Here is a 17,038-nt window from a genome sequence, read left to right as displayed (position 1 = left end):
ACACCATATTCGACAATTTGCTTCTTGGCTGTTTAGTTTAGAGTTAAGAAGCCATAGCTTTGGCTTCTAGTTCTTTTGCTCCGCGCAGCATGGCTTCAATCAGCTCACCAGCATTGAACTTCTCAAGCGCCTCGTGTGCGCCAACTTGGTGAGCTCTGTCTACACAGATTTCGCTCGATAACGACGTATGCAAAATGCGGTATGAGTGATTAAGAGCGGAGTCATTTTGTACTTCGAATGCTAGCTCGTAGCCGTCAAGCCCTGGCATCTCAATATCACTGACCAAAATATCGATTGGTCGATGAGCCTCAGCCTCGCTTTTCATCAGCTCTAATGCGTCTAAACCATTTTTACAAATTTGGTATCCGATATTGATACTATCAAGAGCATCACACAGCTGTTTACGAGCGATGGAAGAGTCATCCACCAAAAGAATGCTTAATGCTTTTAGGCGCTCACGTTCAACATCTGTCAGCATCGGGATCTTTGAGTTTTCGTATTGCGGATAAATTTTGGAAAGTAGCAGTTCTACATCCAGCATCTGAACCGTTTTGTCTTCGTAGCGAGTAATACCTGTTACGAAAATATTTTTCCCAGCGCTCGCTGGTGGGGTTTCAATGGCTTTCCAATCGCATTCAATGATCTTCTCAATACTACGAACCATAAAGGCGACCACGGTTCGCAAACAGTCTGTCACGATCAAGTAGCAATTCTTGTATTCTTCTTCACTGATAGGACGAAAGCCGACAGCCGCTGACATGTCGATCACAGGCACTGTTAAGTTACGTATTGTAACGGTGCCAATGACGTGATGATGCGAGTAAGGGATCTTCGTGGTTGGCATATACGGAACGATTTCACGGACTTTTAGCGTGCCTATCGCGAAACTCTGTTGCAGGGTGAGTTTGAACATCAACATGCCCTGAGATTGATTCGCTTTACTAACGACTTTTGCCATGAAATAACCTTATAAATACCACCGAATTGTGTCTAATCTAATCTTATCAGACGAAGGCTTCAACCATCGGAGAGACAAATGTGAGCTTTTTAGACAATCTCTTAAAGAATAGTGATTAACTGAGCAAAACTTGGTTGTATTTTAATCTTGTTATGCCGAAAGTTTTATAGTCCCATGTATTTGAGCCTTGAAGCCGCCTAGGTATAAACAAGAAATGTTTGGCGTGTTAAAAGGGATTGGGTACACTTGCGCGACCAGAATAGTGAGAGATAGATCAATGGCAAATACAGCAGCCGCATTACATATTCTTGTGAAGCACAAAGAGCAAGCAGAAGACATTATCAAGCAACTGAAAAAAGGCGCAAAGTTTCAGACACTAGCGAAGAAGTATTCCACTTGCCCGTCAGGTAAGCGCGGTGGTGATCTTGGTGAGTTCCGCCGTGGTCAAATGGTACCTCAGTTCGACAAAGTGTGCTTTTCTGGCGAGGTTCTGACGCCACATTTAGTTAAAACCAAGTTCGGTTGGCATGTTGTAAAGGTGCTTTACAGAACATAAGGCTTGGTATATACCTAAACATTGTCAGATGAAACCCACAAGCCTTAAATATCATCTGTACGGCCTCTTTTCGCCAATCACTACCGTTATGACATGGCAGATACATTCTGATCTGCCATGCTCAACCAAACGCTAATCTTTCCAAACTAGAAACTCATTTATATGTAGTTAACTTGGCTTTTCTCATAAGTCGTTATCCTATTTGAAGCTTTGTATGAGAATACGTTTGCTGGTTGTATCAGTTATCCATGCTATTCCTTGCTGGAGAACTCTGGTTCATGTTCGGGCGCTTGCTCAATGACAGCCTCAGCGTGTATTAGATGAGCCTTGGGTGATCACTTGGCTATCGGCGAACATCAGTAAGTTTCAAATCTTACGCTTTGCCTTGCTGATTGGTTGTGCGGGGTGGGCGTTAATGCGCGATCCTTACACCATCCACTTTACTCGCCTTGAATTGCGTTTGGTGCCGACGCCGTTGGTCGAGATCTGCTTGCTCGTGTAGGCGGCGGTATGATGTCGACGATCAAAATGGGCATCATCGCAACGTTCCTAAGTTTGGTGATTAGTTTGCTGCTCGGCTTCGTGACTCGTTATAGCCGAGGCTTAATTGAGATCACCAAAGGTGTGCCATACATTGTGGCGGGTCTGCTGACCGCTGGTCTAACGGGGATGAACCCAAACAGTGCCTTGATTGCGATTGTTATGGTGTCGTGGGCACCATTAGCGGCGCCCTGCGCGAGCTTGTTAATGGAAGCCAAAGCGCAGCCTTATACGCATCTTGCGCCCATTTGGGGAACCAGTCAGTGGCGAGTACTCCGTTACTACTTGTTGCCTTATGTGCTGCCGCCATTGATTCGTCACGCGTTTCTGCGTTTGCCGTACATTACGATCAGCCTGACTTCTCTGAGTTTTATCGGACTAGGCGTTAAGCCGCCAGAACCCGAGTGGGGTTTATTGATTGCAGAGAATCTGCCTTACATAGAGCGCTCGCCATTAGGTGTCTTGCTGCCAATCTCAGGCTTAGTTTTGATGGCAATTGCGGTTGATGACAAGTGACGAGCAGCGATAAAGCGAAGTGAGCGTCCATATCCAGATGTAATCAGTAATTTGGTAATTTAGAAAACAAAAGGATGTGTTTTCTGCCAGAAAGTACACAGTAAGGTCTATGTATATTGGAAGCACCTATAGATTAACGAGTATAAAAGTGACGCGAACTCAGGTGTTTAGGTAGTGTTACTCTTTATAAACACGTAATCCTTTATCCGTTAATTCTTGTGTGACCACTTCTGATAGGTTTCGATCGGTAATAATTCCGTCCAATTGCTCGATGTCTAATGCATGAAAGCTCGCTATCTGACCGTATTTAGTTGAGTCTGAGATCAGATAGTTGGTTTGTGCCGCCTTGATGATCGCTTTTTTTACGAGAACTTTATTTTCATTAGGTGTTGATAAGCCCTTCAAGCTCCAAGAAGAAGTCGAAATAAAGGCGATATCAATATTTAGCCCGTTCAAGAACTCTGCGACTTTTCCACCAATGGTGGATTGGTTTTCGCGGTCAATTTTTCCTCCTGTGTGGTAAAGCTCACATTCACTGTGCGTCATAAGGAAAGCAGCAATAGAGAAGTCATTGGTGATCACTAAAAGATCACTACGATTTGCTATTTGATGGGCGATTTCTAGAGAGGTTGTTCCCGCATCCAAGTAAATAGTAGCGTCTTGGCCAATTAACGTAGCCGCCAGCTTACCAATTTGAATCTTTTCATCCGCTTGTTGCTCGACCTTCGCATCATGGGAAAGTTCTGAATGTAGAGCTTGAGCGAGTTGCACTCCACCAGAAACAGAAACGACTTTACCTGAGGATTCAAGCTTCACGATATCACGACGAATGGTCATATGTGATACGCCAAGGTGGTCGGTTAAATCTGAAATGCTTAACACTTCTTGATGTGATAACAGGGATAATATGGTTCTTTGACGTTCTGCTGGGATCATAATTTCATTTCTATATTCTTGTTTTTCAGTATCCTACCAATCTTTTTATTTTTTGTGAATATCTGTGAATTATGTTCTCAACGTTGTAAGAACAGCCTTCGCTTGTGTTAACTGCTCGGAATGTCTCTTCCCATAAAGAGGTATATATCACGACATTGTTAATTTATGTGAAAAAATGTGATTCAAAGCGAAGTCTTAGTATTAATCTTCACATATAATCACATCAACCAAACAAGAATTAACAAAGTTTAATAGACCAGAAGGCATTGTTTTTATGAGTGATGTTCAATCTGTAGGTGTTATCGGTTTAGGCTCTATGGGAATGGGCGCCGCAAAGTCATGTGTGCGTGCAGGCCTAGATGTATATGGTTTCGATTTAAATTCTCAAGCGCTTGAAGAGCTAGGTTCATTCGGTGCAAAAGCTGTTTCTACAAATGCAGTTGAGTTTGCAGATAAGCTTGATTCGGTTCTAGTTCTTGTTGTGAACGCAGCTCAAGTTAACACGGTCTTGTTCAAAACCGGTCTTGCTACAGCGCTTAAGCCGAATACGCCAGTAATGGTTTCAGCAACCATCTCAGCAGAAGACGCAAAACAAATTGAAGCGAAATTGGCAGAACACAACCTTGTGATGCTTGATGCACCGGTATCTGGTGGTGCTGCAAAAGCAGAATCAGGTGAGATGACTATTATGGCGTCGGGAGCGCAAAGCACATTTGATGCACTTGAACCAGTACTCAACGCAACGGCAGCTAAGGTCTACAACATCGGTGAAGCGATTGGCCTAGGCGCAACTGTGAAGATTATCCACCAATTGCTAGCAGGTGTTCATATCGCAGCTGGTGCTGAAGCAATGGCATTAGCGGCACGTGCAAACATTCCTCTTGACCTGATGTACGACGTGGTGACGAATGCAGCGGGTAACTCTTGGATGTTTGAGAACCGCATGAAGCATGTAGTTGATGGTGACTACTCCCCTAAATCTATGGTCGACATCTTTGTGAAAGATCTAAACCTCGTATCGGACACAGCAAAAGATCTCAAATTTCCACTTCCTCTATCAAGCACAGCACTAAACATGTTTTTGAGTGCAAGCAATGCTGGTTTTGGCCAGGAAGACGACAGTGCCGTTATCAAGATTTTTGATGGTATTGAGCTTCCAGGTGTAGAAAACAAACAGAAGTAAGCGCACGTAAAACGGAGAAAAAATGATGTTATTAGGCGTTATCGCAGACGACTTTACTGGCGCAACAGACATCGCAGGTTTTCTTGTAGAAAACGGCATGCGCACAGTTCAGCTTAACGGTATTCCAAAAGAAGAGATTGATGTAAACGCAGATGCGGTCGTGATCAGTCTTAAATCTCGCTCCTGTCCTGTAGATGAGGCAATCGAGGATTCAGTAGCTGCGCTTAAGTGGCTGCAAGCAAATGGCTGTCAGCAGTTTTACTTCAAGTACTGCTCAACGTTTGACAGCACAGCAGAAGGTAACATTGGTCCTGTAACGGATGCACTGCTTGCAGAGCTAGGTGAAGCGTTCACCATTGTATGCCCATCATTACCAGTGAATGGTCGCACAGTTTACAACGGCCATCTATTTGTATTCCAAGACTTGCTAAGCGACTCAGGTATGCGTAATCACCCTGTGACACCAATGACTGATTCAAGCCTAGTTCGTATGATGGATGCTCAATCTCAAGGCAAATCTGGCCTGGTGAACTTCCAAATAATTGAACAAGGTCCAAAAGCGGTAATTGAGCGCTTTGAAGAGCTAAAAGTACAAGGCAACCGCTATGCAGTGGTTGATGCATTCAATGCAGAGCATCTTGTCACACTTGGTCAAGCGGCGAAGTCTCTAAAACTGGTAACTGGTGGTTCTGGTTTGGCTGCGGGTATTGCTAAGAACTGGATAGAGAACCTTGAAGATCAAAGTGATGCGAAGCAAGAGGGGAACCCTAAAAAGGCACCAACCGTTGTGTTATCTGGATCTTGTTCTGTCATGACCAACCAACAGGTCGCTGTTTACAAAGAAAAAGCGCCACACTTTGCTATTGATGTGAAGGCGTGTCTGACGGAAGAAGATTACTCAAATCAAGTGTTTGATTGGGTCATGACCAACATCGAAAGCGAGTTCGCACCACTGGTTTACGCAACCGCAGATGCAGCGGCGTTAAAAGCGATTCAACAAGAGTTTGGCGCGCATGCTTCAAGTCACGCGGTTGAACAATTCTTTAGCCAACTTGCAATCAAACTTCAGCAGCACGGTGTGAAAAATTTCATCGTTGCGGGTGGGGAAACCTCAGGGGTTGTAACCCAAAGCCTAGCCGTAAAAGGTTTTCATATCGGTCCTCAAATCGCACCAGGTGTACCTTGGGTGAAGTCACTTGAAGGCGAGCTTTCTTTGGCTCTGAAATCGGGCAACTTCGGCGATGAACACTTCTTTGCCAAAGCACAGTCGTTTTTTGAATAGGTGAGGTTGTGATGAATAAAGAATTGATGACAGAACAACAACTTCGAGAGCAAATGGTCACTATGGCGCGCTCTATGTTTGAACGTGGCTATGCGACTGGCGGCGCTGGCAACCTTTCTCTAAAACTGCCTAATGGACACTTTCTGGCAACGCCAACTGGTTCTTCGTTCGGCCGCTTGATTGCTGAAGAGCTTTCGGTTGTGGATATTGATGGCAACCATATCTCTGGTGAAAAGCCATCAAAAGAAGTGGCTTTTCATCTGGCGATTTATCGAAATAACTCAAAGTGTAATGCGATTGTGCATCTGCATTCTACTTACTTGACGGCGCTTTCTTGTCTTGAAGGTTTAGATCGCGAGAATGCCATCAAAGCTTTCACACCTTACTTTGTAATGCGCATTGGCGAACTGCCAGTGATTCCGTACCTGCGCCCGGGCGACCCTCAGATTGCTGAAGAACTTGCGCAGCGGGCTAGTGACTACAGAGCTTTCCTCCTGGCGAACCATGGTCCAGTGATCACGGGTACGGACTTTGAAGATGCAGTGGATAACGCAGAAGAGCTAGAAGAGACAGCGAAGCTAGCGTTCATTCTTAAAGACAGCAACATCCGCTACTTAACGGATACTGAGATTCAAGACCTAAAAGGGAGAGGTAAGTAATGGCTAAATTCGCGGCAAATCTGACAATGTTATTCACAGAAGTTCCTTTTATAGATCGTTTCGAAAAAGCACACCAAGCGGGCTTCAAAGCGGTGGAATACCTTTTTCCATACGCATTCGAAGCGCAAGAACTAGCAAGCAAGATACAGCAGTTTGGTTTTGAGCAAGCGTTATTCAACATGCCTCCAGGTGATTGGGATGCAGGTGAACGAGGTTTTGCAGCTATTCCGGGGCGTGAGGATGAATTTAAAACGAGCGTCGAGACTGCGTTGATGTACGCCAAGGCACTGAACTGTAAAAAGGTTCACGCTATGTCTGGCATTGTTGATTCACGCTTCACTCGTGATCAGCATATTGAAACCTTTATCTCAAACATTCGTTATGCAGCGGATAAGTTTGCCGAACATGGTGTTGAGCTGATGATTGAGCCACTCAACAATCGCGATGTACCGAACTACTTTGTTGCACATCAACGTGAAGCGGTGGAACTCATCAAACAAGTGGCTCGTCCAAACGTGAAATTGCAGCTCGATCTCTATCACGCACAAATTATGGACGGTGATCTGAGTACGTTGATTCGCGATGTGGCGCCATACACAGGCCATATTCAAATTGCTTCTGTGCCTGAAAGGCACGAACCATCGGAAGGCGAACTGAATTACCCACACCTATTCAATGTTTTGGATGACTCTGGTTACCAAGGCTGGATCGGTTGTGAATACAACCCAAGGCATAGCACGCAGCTGGGCCTTAGTTGGGTTAAACCATACCTATAACAATTTTAATTTCTATCCATAAATAACTTGAAACTAATTACAAAAACAAAGGGTCGTGACTATGAATATTATCATAACTGGAGGGGCGGGTTTTCTCGGAACCCTACTTGCCAAATCACTACTAAAAGAAAACAAAGCTGAAAGTATTACTATTATCGACATTCAAAAGTCGCGCTTAGAGGGCATTGATGACCGAGTCGTTTCTTTAGTCATGGATATGACAAAGCGAGAAAATATAGACCAAGTTATTACTGCCGAAACGACACACATTTTTCATTTAGCGGCAATTGTATCGAGCCATGCTGAGCAAGATTTTGATTTAGGCGTAGCTGTAAATCTGACGACCACACAGTTATTGCTTGAGCGTTGCCGTAAAGTAAACCCTAATATTCGTTTTACGTTTGCTTCATCTTTAGCTGTATTTGGTGGTGATCTTCCGGAAACGATTACACCAATAACAGCACTTCATCCTCAGTCATCCTACGGGACGCAAAAAGCTATAGGTGAGTTATTGGTGAACGACTATGCCCGTAAAGGCTTTGTTAAAGCTGTATCCGTACGTTTACCGACTATTTGTATTCGCCCTGGGAAACCAAACCTTGCCGCTAGCTCTTTCGTAAGCGGAATTATTCGTGAGCCTTTGAATGCTCAAGAATCAAATTGTCCTGTAGACCCTACGCTAAAACTTTGGATATCGAGCCCGTCTAGAGTGGTTGACAATATTCAGTATGCAGGGCTAATGCCTTATGAGCAGTTAAATAATCTGTCCTATAGAACGCTTAATTTACCTGGCATTCAAACTACACCAGCTGAGATGATTCAAACAATGGACACTCTAATGGGTAAACAACTTTCTAATTATATTACCTATGAGCATGATGCGGGTATTGATCGTATTGTGAGTAGTTGGCCACAAAAAATTGATTGTACTAAAGAACTGGAGCTTGGATTTAAAGCAGACAGTAATTTCAAGGATGTATTACAACAATTTATTTCTGTTAACAATATGGAGATTGTCTAATGTTACCAACCTCAGTAATTGGACTAATAGTAGCCGTATCAGTCCTTGTTTTTCTTGTATTACGTACAAAAGTACATGTGTTAATTGCGATGTTAATTGCGGCATGTATCGCAGGTATTATTGGTGGGTTAAGTGTTGACGACACTATTGCGACCGTTAGCAAAGGATTTGGTGGAACATTAGGCGGTATAGGGATTGTCATCGGTCTCGGCGTTATGATGGGGGCTATTTTAGAGGCTTCTGGAGCAGGAGAAAGTATTGCCTATAATTTTATAAAGTGGTTAGGAAAAAAGAAAGAAGAGGCCGCTCTTGCTGTAACTGGCTATATTGTTAGCATCCCAATCTTTGTGGATAGCGCGCTTATCATTCTTTATCCAATAGCGAAGTCTTTGTCAAAAACGTCCAATCGCTCGATTTTAACGCTTACGGTTGCTCTGGCGGGCGGCTTGGTCGTAGCGCATCACGCTATTCCGCCGACTCCAGGGCCTTTGGGAGTTGCTGGTATCTTTGGTGTCGATCTTGCCAGCATGTTAGGTTTTGGTTTGATGATCGCAGCGCCTTGTGTCATGGGTATTGTTTGGTATGCAAGATGGTTAGAAAAGCAGTTTCCTGAATTCATTCCAACCGAACATTTCTCGAAGTCTAGTGAGCAACTGATTAATGATCACAAAGAGTACATTGCAAGTAAAGAAGCGAAAGACCTACCATCTTTAAGTAAATCTATCGCTCCAATTATTATCCCTATTTTACTTATACTTGCGAAATCAGTGATGGGTTTATTAGAGGGTACTTTCGGTTTCGAAGGGCTGACAGCAACAACATTTGGTCAATTTATCGCTTTTATCGGCAGCCCTACAATTGCACTATCAATAGCAACCTTATTAGCGGTTTACACATTGGGTAATAACCTTACCAAAGAAGAAGCGAATGAAAAGATGGAACAAGGAATCTCCACTTGTGGCATCATTTTGTTAGTAACAGGTGCTGGTGGCGCGTTAGGTGCGGTATTGCGTGAAACGGGGGCGGGCGCAGAGATTGCCAACCAAGTTGCAGGGCTTCCTATTTCTGCGGTTATGATTCCATTTATTATTGCGACGTTAGTTCGCATTATTCAAGGCTCTGGTACAGTCTCCATGATAACCGCTGCTTCTATATCTGCCCCAGTTTTAGTGAATATTCCTGATGTTAACCTTTTATTCGCAGCGACGGCAGCTACGATGGGATCTCTATTTGCTGGCTACTTTAATGACTCGTTATTCCATATTGTTAATCGACTAATGGGGGTGACTGAGGTTAAGAAACAACTCATTATTTGGACTATTCCAACAACAATTGCTTGGGCTATTGGTGGTTCATTAGTCATGATTCTTAACTTATTCTTCGGATCTCATGGTTCAATCTTTGATCCCGTGTTACCACTTGCTGTACTTTTGGGGTGTATTGCATTTACAAAATCTTACAGCGCTAAGCACGTCGAATTACAAGAGGTATAAAGGTTTACTTGTACTCTTCCATAAAGTCAAAACCTATCACAATATGTATTTTTAGCAGATAGTTTAGGGATTTTTAATAATATGAACGGCCCTACGTTTGGGCCGTTTTAGTTCTGATAACTAAACTATTTAACTTGAACTGATATAGTTTCTTTCAACCTAATCGATATGAAATGGAATCTCTATTTCCCGTTTAGTTAACGATTACATATAAAGGATCTATTCGAGTTTAACCCTAGTGACTTTACTCTAGCGAAGTAGGGTTACTTTATATAAGAGTCCAGTACTTTCAATACGACTTCCATATCTTTTTCACGTTGAGTTTTGTCTTCCTCAAGTACAACGTGCTCAAGTAAGTGGCCTTTAATTACTTCTTTCATTAAGCCATTTACAGCCCCTCGAATTGCAGCGATTTGTTGCAACACATCTTGGCACTCATGTTCTTCTTCCAGCATTTTTTTAAGACCATTCACCTGACCCTGTATTTTGCTGACACGGGTATTGAGCTTCTTTTGATCTCTGGTTGTATGGGACATGACTTATCTTCTTTAAGTTACTGACTGCGAGATTCTAACTGATAATGTAGCACTTATCTTATACTGGGGGGTAGTATTTAATACTGGGGGGGAGTATAGTTTGGGGCAACTTTAGAAGAGCATATTGAGAATAACAATGGATTTTGTCGCATTATTACAACAAGGTAATGGATGGTTTTTTATACCCAGCGCCATTTTATTAGGAGCGTTACATGGATTAGAGCCAGGACATTCAAAAACGATGATGGCCGCGTTTATTGTGGCCGTAAAAGGAACAGTGAAGCAGGCCGTGATGTTGGGGTTGGCTGCAACGCTTTCCCATACGGCGATCGTATGGATAATTGCTGCGGGTGGGATGTATATAAGTCAAAGATTTACTGCAGAAGCTGCGGAGCCATGGATGCAGCTTATCTCTGGGGTGATTATCGTTTCGACGGGTTTATGGATGTTCTGGAGAACGTGGAGTGATGAGCGAGCTTGGCACAAAGCTCATAAGCAAGCTCGAGACTGGAGAACGCAAGTTGTCGATACTGGTCATGGGCATCTATCGCTTTCTATCGTAGAAGAAGGGCATCACTGCCGTTTTCAGTTACGCACACTTAACGGTAAGCCTTTAACGGCTGAAAACGTTAAACTAGTGCTACCCAACGCAATCAGACAGCCTTCTGATATTTATCACTTTATTGAGCGCGATGGCTATTTGGAATCTGCCTCCTGTATTGAAGCCTCTGATGATTTTTTCGTCACATTGATGGTCGGGCACCATGATCACACCCACGATTTCGAGGTGCATTTTCATGCGGATTCCCATTCGGAAAGTGAGAATAAAGAGTACCAAGATGCTCATGAGCGTGCTCACGCTCTAGATATTCAAAAGCGCTTTGGCGATCGAGATGTTACCAATGGACAAATACTTCTGTTTGGTTTGACTGGTGGGTTAATACCATGCCCGGCGGCGGTCACTGTTTTACTCATTTGTTTGCAACTTAAGGCCATGACACTTGGTGCAACCTTGGTGGTGTCGTTCAGTATTGGTCTAGCGTTAACTTTAGTTGCGGTTGGTGTTGTCGCGGCAGTGGGCGTTCAAAAAGCAACATCGAAGTGGAGTGGTTTGAACGATGTGGCTCGTCGTGCACCTTATCTATCGGGGATCTTGATTAGTGCCGTTGGTATGTATATGGGCATGCACGGGTTTACGACGTTAATGAGCTAAGCTCTGTTGTAATTATTACGTCGCTTTTTGTTTATTAAAGGTAGCTCTTTCATGTTGTGGATGATTACTAAGTACGCGTTAACCGCAGGAATAGTGGTGCTGATATCTGAAGTTGCCAAGAGAAGTGATAAAGCGGGAGCGCTGATTGCCGCGCTCCCGACGGTCACTATTTTAGCTTTAATTTGGATGTATATTGAAGGGCAAGGTCAGGAAAAGCTCGCGAACCACGCGTTTTATACTTTTTGGTATGTACTGCCTACATTGCCGATGTTTCTAGTTTTTCCTTTCTTACTGAGCCGATATTCGTTTTGGTTCTCTTTGGGAATTTGCGCCATTATTTCAATCGTTTGTTTCTTCATTGTGACCATCGTTATTAAAGAGTTTGGAATAGAATTAACTTAATTGAGCAAAGGAGAATTGTAAGAATATAGGTCGAAGCGCTCGCTTATTTATATTTTCAAGGCTCTAACTAGAACTCTTTTTTTAACTCTCGATGCTAGTGTGGCCGCTTACTTGAAGTTAGCGATTGCTCTCTTGTTTTTCAGTCAAACCTCGTAGAAATGTGACGTTTGAAGACTTTTCTTCCTTCATTCTAAAGTTATCGGTAATCAGGCAGATACAGTGGCTACAAAGTTACGTCTAGCTTTGCCAGACAGGCTAAAAATACAGTTTGTGTTGGTTATAAGAGGCGAAAGGCTTAACGCTCTGTCGTGAGCATCACATTGAATTGTACCGAGACAATTAAAATGAAAAGAATCATCTTATTAGCCGTTTGCGCCATGTTTGGTATTGCTGTCGTGGCAAGTATGGCATCAACGTACCTAATTTCGAGTCAGAAAATCGATGACATCATCTTAAACAAATCCCAAGTTCAAGCTGAGTTTTTAGCAGGAAATGCAAGTTATATTTTGGAGAACTCAGCCAACCCAATGCAAGACTTACAATCGCTTGTTGAGGGTTTGAAACAACGTTCAGACGTAAGCTATGCAGTCGTAATTGATCGCAATGTGACGGCGGTTGCTCACAGTGATAAGCAGAAGCTAAATAAAACCTACAATGATAACTACACCGTTGAAGGTGCAACCAAAGGTGTACAACAGTATTCAAAGTGGTATGCCGATGTCCAGAAAGTGTGGGTGTTTGATATCATGGCGCCGATCTACGTGAATGGTCAGTTGTACGGTACGTTTGATATTGGTATTCCTATTACAGAAGTAAGCCAAGCGACGAATGGAATTATTACTTCCCAACTGATTTCCATGGTGGTGATCTTCGTTCTGTGTGTTTTGGCTCTATCGCTTCTACTCAACAAGCTGATGCGACCGCTATCTGCGCTTAAGGAGGCGTTGCAAGACATCTCGAAAGGTGACGGAGACTTAACGGTTCGTTTACCAGCAAAAGGTAATGATGAAGTCGCACAAATTTCTTCGGCGTTCAACGTGTTTGTTGGCAAGGTACATGAAATAATTACACAAGTTGTAAATACTGGTGTGGATCTGAATGGTTCTGCTGTTGCGCTGCGTGGACAATCTCAACAAGCGCTCGCAAGAGGGCAGGAGCAGAATGAGCAAACCATGTTGGTTGTCACGTCTATGAACGAAATGATCGCGACCGTCAACGAAATTGCGTCAAATGCTGCTGGTGCAGCGAGTGCTGCGAGCACGGCAAGTAATGAGACTCAAGATGGCTACAAGACGCTAGAACGCACCAAGACGGCGATGACGAATCTTGAAAACGAGATGAACAGTACTTCCAATATTATCGTAAGTCTTGCGGACAACACTCAGTCGATTGGTAGTATTCTCGAAGTCATTAGAGGGATCTCTGAGCAAACGAACTTATTGGCGTTAAATGCCGCTATTGAAGCAGCGCGCGCCGGTGATGCCGGACGAGGTTTCGCCGTAGTGGCAGACGAGGTTCGTAATCTTGCAACTAAAACGGCTCAGTCCACTGATGAAATTGACAATATGATCCATCAGTTGCAAACCGAAGCCCAAAGTGCGGTTAATTCAATGAGTAATAGTAGAATCCTTATTGAAGAAGGCACTGCAGAAACGGAGCTGGCTCGACAAGCACTAGAGGCAATTGCTGATCAAGTTACTACTATTTTGGATATCAATACTCAAGTGGCAACGGCAACAGAACAGCAATCGACGGTAGCAAATGAAATTAACATGAATATGGATACCGTCAGTCACTCCGTTAAAAACGCGCTAACGGCGAGTGAGCAATTGGAAGAATCAAGTCAACAACTTGCGGAATTATCGAGAACTCTCGATCGCCACGTAGGAGCGTTTAGAATTTAAACGCCAACGGAAATCCTTTTGCAAAAGCCAGTAAATCTCGATTGCTGGCTTTTTTATTTGAGAAAATCGAATGTCGATTTGCTCTACTATGCCAGTTTTTATAGTTATTGGGATAAATGATTAGTGCTTAACTAGGCGTTAAGCTTCGCGTGTTGTTTTAAGTGCTCAACAAACATAGAGATTTTCTTGGCTAAGTGCTTTCTAGAAGAGTAAAACGCATAAAGCACTAAATCTTCAGGTTCGTATTCTAGAGGGATGACTTCAAGCTTGCCGCTCTCGATCTCATCTTTGCATGATTCTATTGGAAGTATTGCGTATCCAAGCCCTGATAACGCGCCAGATTTAGCGAGATGGCCACTGTTTACTTTGAACGAGGATTGTACTGTTTGTGTAATATGACCTCCGTCGGGGTTTTTAAACACCCAGGGAGCACCATTTACTGCGGTAAGTGTCGTGATACAGGGAACATGATTTAAATCCGTAATTTTGTAAGGGCTGGCGTACTTATTAAGCAGTTGAGGCGCAGCCAAAATAGCACTGGGCCAGCGTTTGATTTCCCTTGCTACCCAATTGCTGTCAGACAAAGTCCCTCTATGAAAACTCAAAATGACATCAAAGCTATCAATAACATCATCTTTAGGGTTTAGCGTTGTATCGCAAGACAAAGAGATTGACGGGTATTGCGTGCAAAAGGTGACAACCGCTTTGGCCAGTACAGGTGTGTCTGGCATAAGAATACGTAGCTCTCCCGTTACGGTGTGCGAGTGGCGAGTCACGGTTTCTAGCGCGTTGTTGAGTTGTTCTAGTAGTGGACGAGTGCTGCTATAGAGCTCTTCTCCAGCCTCGGTAGGCGTCATTCGCCTTGTCGTTCTATTGAACAACCTGATGTTTAACTTTTCTTCAAGCAGGGCAATATGTCGGCTGACATTCGATGTTGGTATATTCAAACACTCAGCGGCTCGCTTAAAGCTGTTGTTTTCATACACACAGTGAAAACTTTTTAACCAGATTTGGTCGACGTTATCAAACATTCTATTGTCCCACTTTATTGGATTATCAAGCCAGCATATTGCACTTTATCCTCAGACTGAGTTGCATACAATTTTATTTAACAGTCAGAGCGGGCAAACGATGCAGATGTCCTGCTACGAGGTGATCAATAATGAGGTACTCATGAGTTGGCTAGAAAGGTTATTTGAGAATAAGAATATAATAGGTTCGCGCAAAGCGTCTATTCCTGAGGGCGTTTGGACAAAATGCCCTGAATGTGAACAAATACTTTATCGCGCGGCATTAAAAGAGAATTTGGAAGTATGTCCTAGGTGCTCTCATCACATGAGAATGGCTGCACGTCAAAGGTTGAACACTTTTCTGGATCATGGAACACAGCAAGAGTTGGCAAGTGAGTTGGAACCGCAGGATATTTTGGGTTTTAAAGACTTAAAGCGATATAAAGAGCGAATTGCCATCGCGCAGAAAACGACTGGAGAAAAAGATGCCTTGGTTGTGATGCAGGGGAAGTTGCTAGGCTTGCCTGTTGTAGCTTGTGCGTTTGAATTCTCTTTCATGGCTGGCTCGATGGGGGCGGTGGTTGGCGAGAAATTTGTCCGCGCCGTTGAAACTGCGATTAATACAAAATCTGGGCTAGTGTGTTTTTCTGCTTGCGGAGGGGCGCGCATGCAAGAGTCTTTGGTAGCACTAATGCAAATGTCAAAAACCAGCGCCGCGTTAAACCATTTATCTGAGCACAGATTACCCTATATCTCAGTATTGACGGACCAAACTTATGGTGGCGTCTCGGCGAGTTTAGCCATGTTGGGAGACATCAATATTGGTGAGCCTAAAGCAAGCATCGGCTTTGCGGGAAGGCGTGTTATTGAACAAACGGTACGTGAAAAGCTACCAGACGAGTTTCAAAGAAGTGAGTTTTTATTGGCACATGGCGCATTAGATATGATTGTGGACAGACGTGAAATGCGTGATCGCGTTGGCGGCTTATTGGCTAAGTTAACCAACGCGAGGGTGGTCTCAGAATAGGTTGTATTAAAGTTAGACTTAGTACTTGCGTTTATTGAGCCGTAATCATTACAAACCGTTCATTTTGGCCCCATCTTGGTTCCGCATTCATTAGGCTGAGATCCAACGCCGTTTGGTATGGGTCAACAGCAAAATGGTCGCTTACTAAACCCCAGAGCATCCAGTTGATTGCGGTTTCATTCTCGGTAAGCTCTTCGAGTGGCGCTTGGAGGAAAAAGTACTCATCTTCGCCATCGTAACCGAGCCGATCATAGATAATGTTGCGTAGCTCTCGATCCAAATCATGTTGGAGGTTGATTGAGTCGTACAGTTGCTCTTCTGTTGGGCTATTCTCATGGTGATAAACATTGCGTTTTGACTCTTTGCGTAAAGTACCTGCGCCAGTTTCAATGCTTACTTTCTTTTGCGAGTGTTGCTCAAGAACTTGAATGATTTCATCCTCTAGTTGATCGAGTTTACTCAGCAAAACTTGATTGTTTATGTCACCAGCGGGGGAGGCCATCGTTTGGAAGGCTTTCACTCTCTCGTAGACTGCTTTCCCGTGAGGAAGGGCTGAAAAACACTGTTCTCGGAGCGCTTCATTGGCTTGCCAAATGCCCGAGTAGAGCTCGTAATCATGTGGATATGGTGGAAGATCTTCAGTATCTTCCCCTAATAATTCTCGCCAGCGCTTTTGCCACTGTTCTTCTTTTGCGTGTTTTACACGCGCGTATTGCTTAACCCAGCGGTTACGAAGTTTTACCCCAAAAATGGCAAGTCCCCATGGAGCGAGCAAATAAAAATAATAGTGAGAAGAGTTATCCCAAAAGTAACCGTAAACGTAAACACCAAAAGCAAGCACCCAAGTTCCAATAGTACAAGCAATAACCCCGGACATTATTGATGATTGGCGCTTTGTTTCTCTTAATGTATTACCTTCAGCACATAACCAAAAAATGCCGCCAAAAACAAAGGCAAACGTTGTCATGAAGTAGGCAATCCCCGCTCCCAAAAAAACCCAAAGTGACATGTATTATCCCTAGCCAA

16 protein-coding genes and 1 pseudogene are annotated in these 17,038 nt (G+C 43.6%); 12 read left to right on the top strand and 5 right to left on the bottom strand.

Features of this window, described 5'->3' with window-relative positions:
- Positions 1–43 precede the first annotated feature (43 nt).
- Positions 44–958 carry a chemotaxis protein gene (locus tag R2S67_RS00690; protein ID WP_005392519.1) on the bottom strand — a complete coding sequence of 305 codons (915 nt, stop codon included), beginning with the start codon at positions 956–958 and terminating at the stop codon, positions 44–46.
- Between the two features lie 214 nt (positions 959–1,172).
- On the opposite strand from R2S67_RS00690, the gene ppiC reads away from it, so the two are divergent.
- Positions 1,173–1,514 (top strand): peptidylprolyl isomerase PpiC, encoded by a 342-nt coding sequence (ppiC, locus tag R2S67_RS00685; protein ID WP_074189873.1) that lies wholly within the window; start codon positions 1,173–1,175, stop codon positions 1,512–1,514.
- Positions 1,515–1,893: 379 nt separating this feature from the next.
- Positions 1,894–2,570, top strand: a pseudogene (locus tag R2S67_RS00680) (ABC transporter permease); the annotation flags it as partial.
- 177 nt (positions 2,571–2,747) lie between these two features.
- Here R2S67_RS00680 and R2S67_RS00675 read toward each other — a convergent pair.
- A complete protein-coding gene (locus R2S67_RS00675; RefSeq protein WP_243327587.1) occupies positions 2,748–3,506 on the bottom strand; it encodes a DeoR/GlpR family DNA-binding transcription regulator in 759 nt (252 codons plus the stop codon).
- Positions 3,507–3,780: 274 nt separating this feature from the next.
- Here R2S67_RS00675 and ltnD point away from each other — a divergent pair, with 274 nt between their 5' ends.
- The 6 genes from ltnD (at position 3,781) to R2S67_RS00645 (ending at position 9,920) form a co-directional block, all read left to right on the top strand.
- Positions 3,781–4,689: an L-threonate dehydrogenase gene (gene ltnD / locus R2S67_RS00670; RefSeq protein WP_317341736.1), complete on the top strand. Its 909-nt coding sequence runs from the start codon at positions 3,781–3,783 to the stop codon at positions 4,687–4,689.
- Positions 4,690–4,714: 25 nt separating this feature from the next.
- A complete protein-coding gene (gene otnK / locus R2S67_RS00665; RefSeq protein ID WP_048625565.1) occupies positions 4,715–5,971 on the top strand; it encodes a 3-oxo-tetronate kinase in 1,257 nt (418 codons plus the stop codon).
- 11 nt (positions 5,972–5,982) lie between these two features.
- On the top strand, positions 5,983–6,630 hold the full coding sequence (locus R2S67_RS00660) for an aldolase (RefSeq protein ID WP_005385078.1): 648 nt from the start codon (positions 5,983–5,985) through the stop codon (positions 6,628–6,630).
- A complete protein-coding gene (otnI, locus tag R2S67_RS00655; protein WP_243327589.1) occupies positions 6,630–7,406 on the top strand; it encodes a 2-oxo-tetronate isomerase in 777 nt (258 codons plus the stop codon). Before R2S67_RS00660 ends, otnI begins: the two co-directional genes overlap by 1 nt.
- A gap of 61 nt (positions 7,407–7,467) precedes the next feature.
- The gene (gene denD / locus R2S67_RS00650) at positions 7,468–8,427 is read left to right on the top strand and encodes a D-erythronate dehydrogenase (RefSeq protein ID WP_317341735.1); all 960 of its coding nucleotides are present in this window, start codon (positions 7,468–7,470) and stop codon (positions 8,425–8,427) included.
- A complete protein-coding gene (locus R2S67_RS00645; protein ID WP_048625307.1) occupies positions 8,427–9,920 on the top strand; it encodes a GntP family permease in 1,494 nt (497 codons plus the stop codon). Before denD ends, R2S67_RS00645 begins: the two co-directional genes overlap by 1 nt.
- A gap of 263 nt (positions 9,921–10,183) precedes the next feature.
- On the opposite strand, the gene rcnR is transcribed toward R2S67_RS00645, so the two are convergent.
- Positions 10,184–10,456, bottom strand: coding sequence for a Ni(II)/Co(II)-binding transcriptional repressor RcnR (gene rcnR / locus R2S67_RS00640; protein ID WP_085344497.1), 273 nt, complete (start codon positions 10,454–10,456; stop codon positions 10,184–10,186).
- Between the two features lie 136 nt (positions 10,457–10,592).
- Here rcnR and R2S67_RS00635 point away from each other — a divergent pair, with 136 nt between their 5' ends.
- The 3 genes from R2S67_RS00635 to R2S67_RS00625 all read left to right on the top strand — a co-directional run bounded on the left by R2S67_RS00635 (position 10,593) and on the right by R2S67_RS00625 (position 13,975).
- Positions 10,593–11,669 carry a nickel/cobalt efflux protein RcnA gene (locus R2S67_RS00635; protein ID WP_104970192.1) on the top strand — a complete coding sequence of 359 codons (1,077 nt, stop codon included), beginning with the start codon at positions 10,593–10,595 and terminating at the stop codon, positions 11,667–11,669.
- 51 nt (positions 11,670–11,720) lie between these two features.
- Positions 11,721–12,071: a DUF3147 family protein gene (locus tag R2S67_RS00630; protein WP_005392525.1), complete on the top strand. Its 351-nt coding sequence runs from the start codon at positions 11,721–11,723 to the stop codon at positions 12,069–12,071.
- Between the two features lie 344 nt (positions 12,072–12,415).
- Complete coding sequence (locus tag R2S67_RS00625; protein ID WP_317341734.1) at positions 12,416–13,975, top strand: methyl-accepting chemotaxis protein; 1,560 nt, start codon at positions 12,416–12,418, stop codon at positions 13,973–13,975.
- 131 nt (positions 13,976–14,106) lie between these two features.
- On the opposite strand, the gene R2S67_RS00620 is transcribed toward R2S67_RS00625, so the two are convergent.
- On the bottom strand, positions 14,107–15,006 hold the full coding sequence (locus R2S67_RS00620) for a LysR family transcriptional regulator (RefSeq protein ID WP_085344499.1): 900 nt from the start codon (positions 15,004–15,006) through the stop codon (positions 14,107–14,109).
- A gap of 142 nt (positions 15,007–15,148) precedes the next feature.
- On the opposite strand from R2S67_RS00620, the gene accD reads away from it, so the two are divergent.
- Positions 15,149–16,012: an acetyl-CoA carboxylase, carboxyltransferase subunit beta gene (accD, locus tag R2S67_RS00615; protein ID WP_047008421.1), complete on the top strand. Its 864-nt coding sequence runs from the start codon at positions 15,149–15,151 to the stop codon at positions 16,010–16,012.
- 31 nt (positions 16,013–16,043) lie between these two features.
- Here the strand turns inward: accD and R2S67_RS00610 are convergent, their stop codons facing one another.
- A complete protein-coding gene (locus R2S67_RS00610; protein WP_317341733.1) occupies positions 16,044–17,021 on the bottom strand; it encodes a hypothetical protein in 978 nt (325 codons plus the stop codon).
- Positions 17,022–17,038 lie beyond the last annotated feature (17 nt).

Origin of the sequence: Vibrio sp. T13N, assembly GCF_032970445.1 — a bacterium.
GTDB lineage: Bacteria > Pseudomonadota > Gammaproteobacteria > Enterobacterales > Vibrionaceae > Vibrio > Vibrio diabolicus.
The sequence above is the reverse complement of the archived record's forward strand: the minus strand, read 5'-3'. Positions and strand labels throughout refer to the sequence as shown.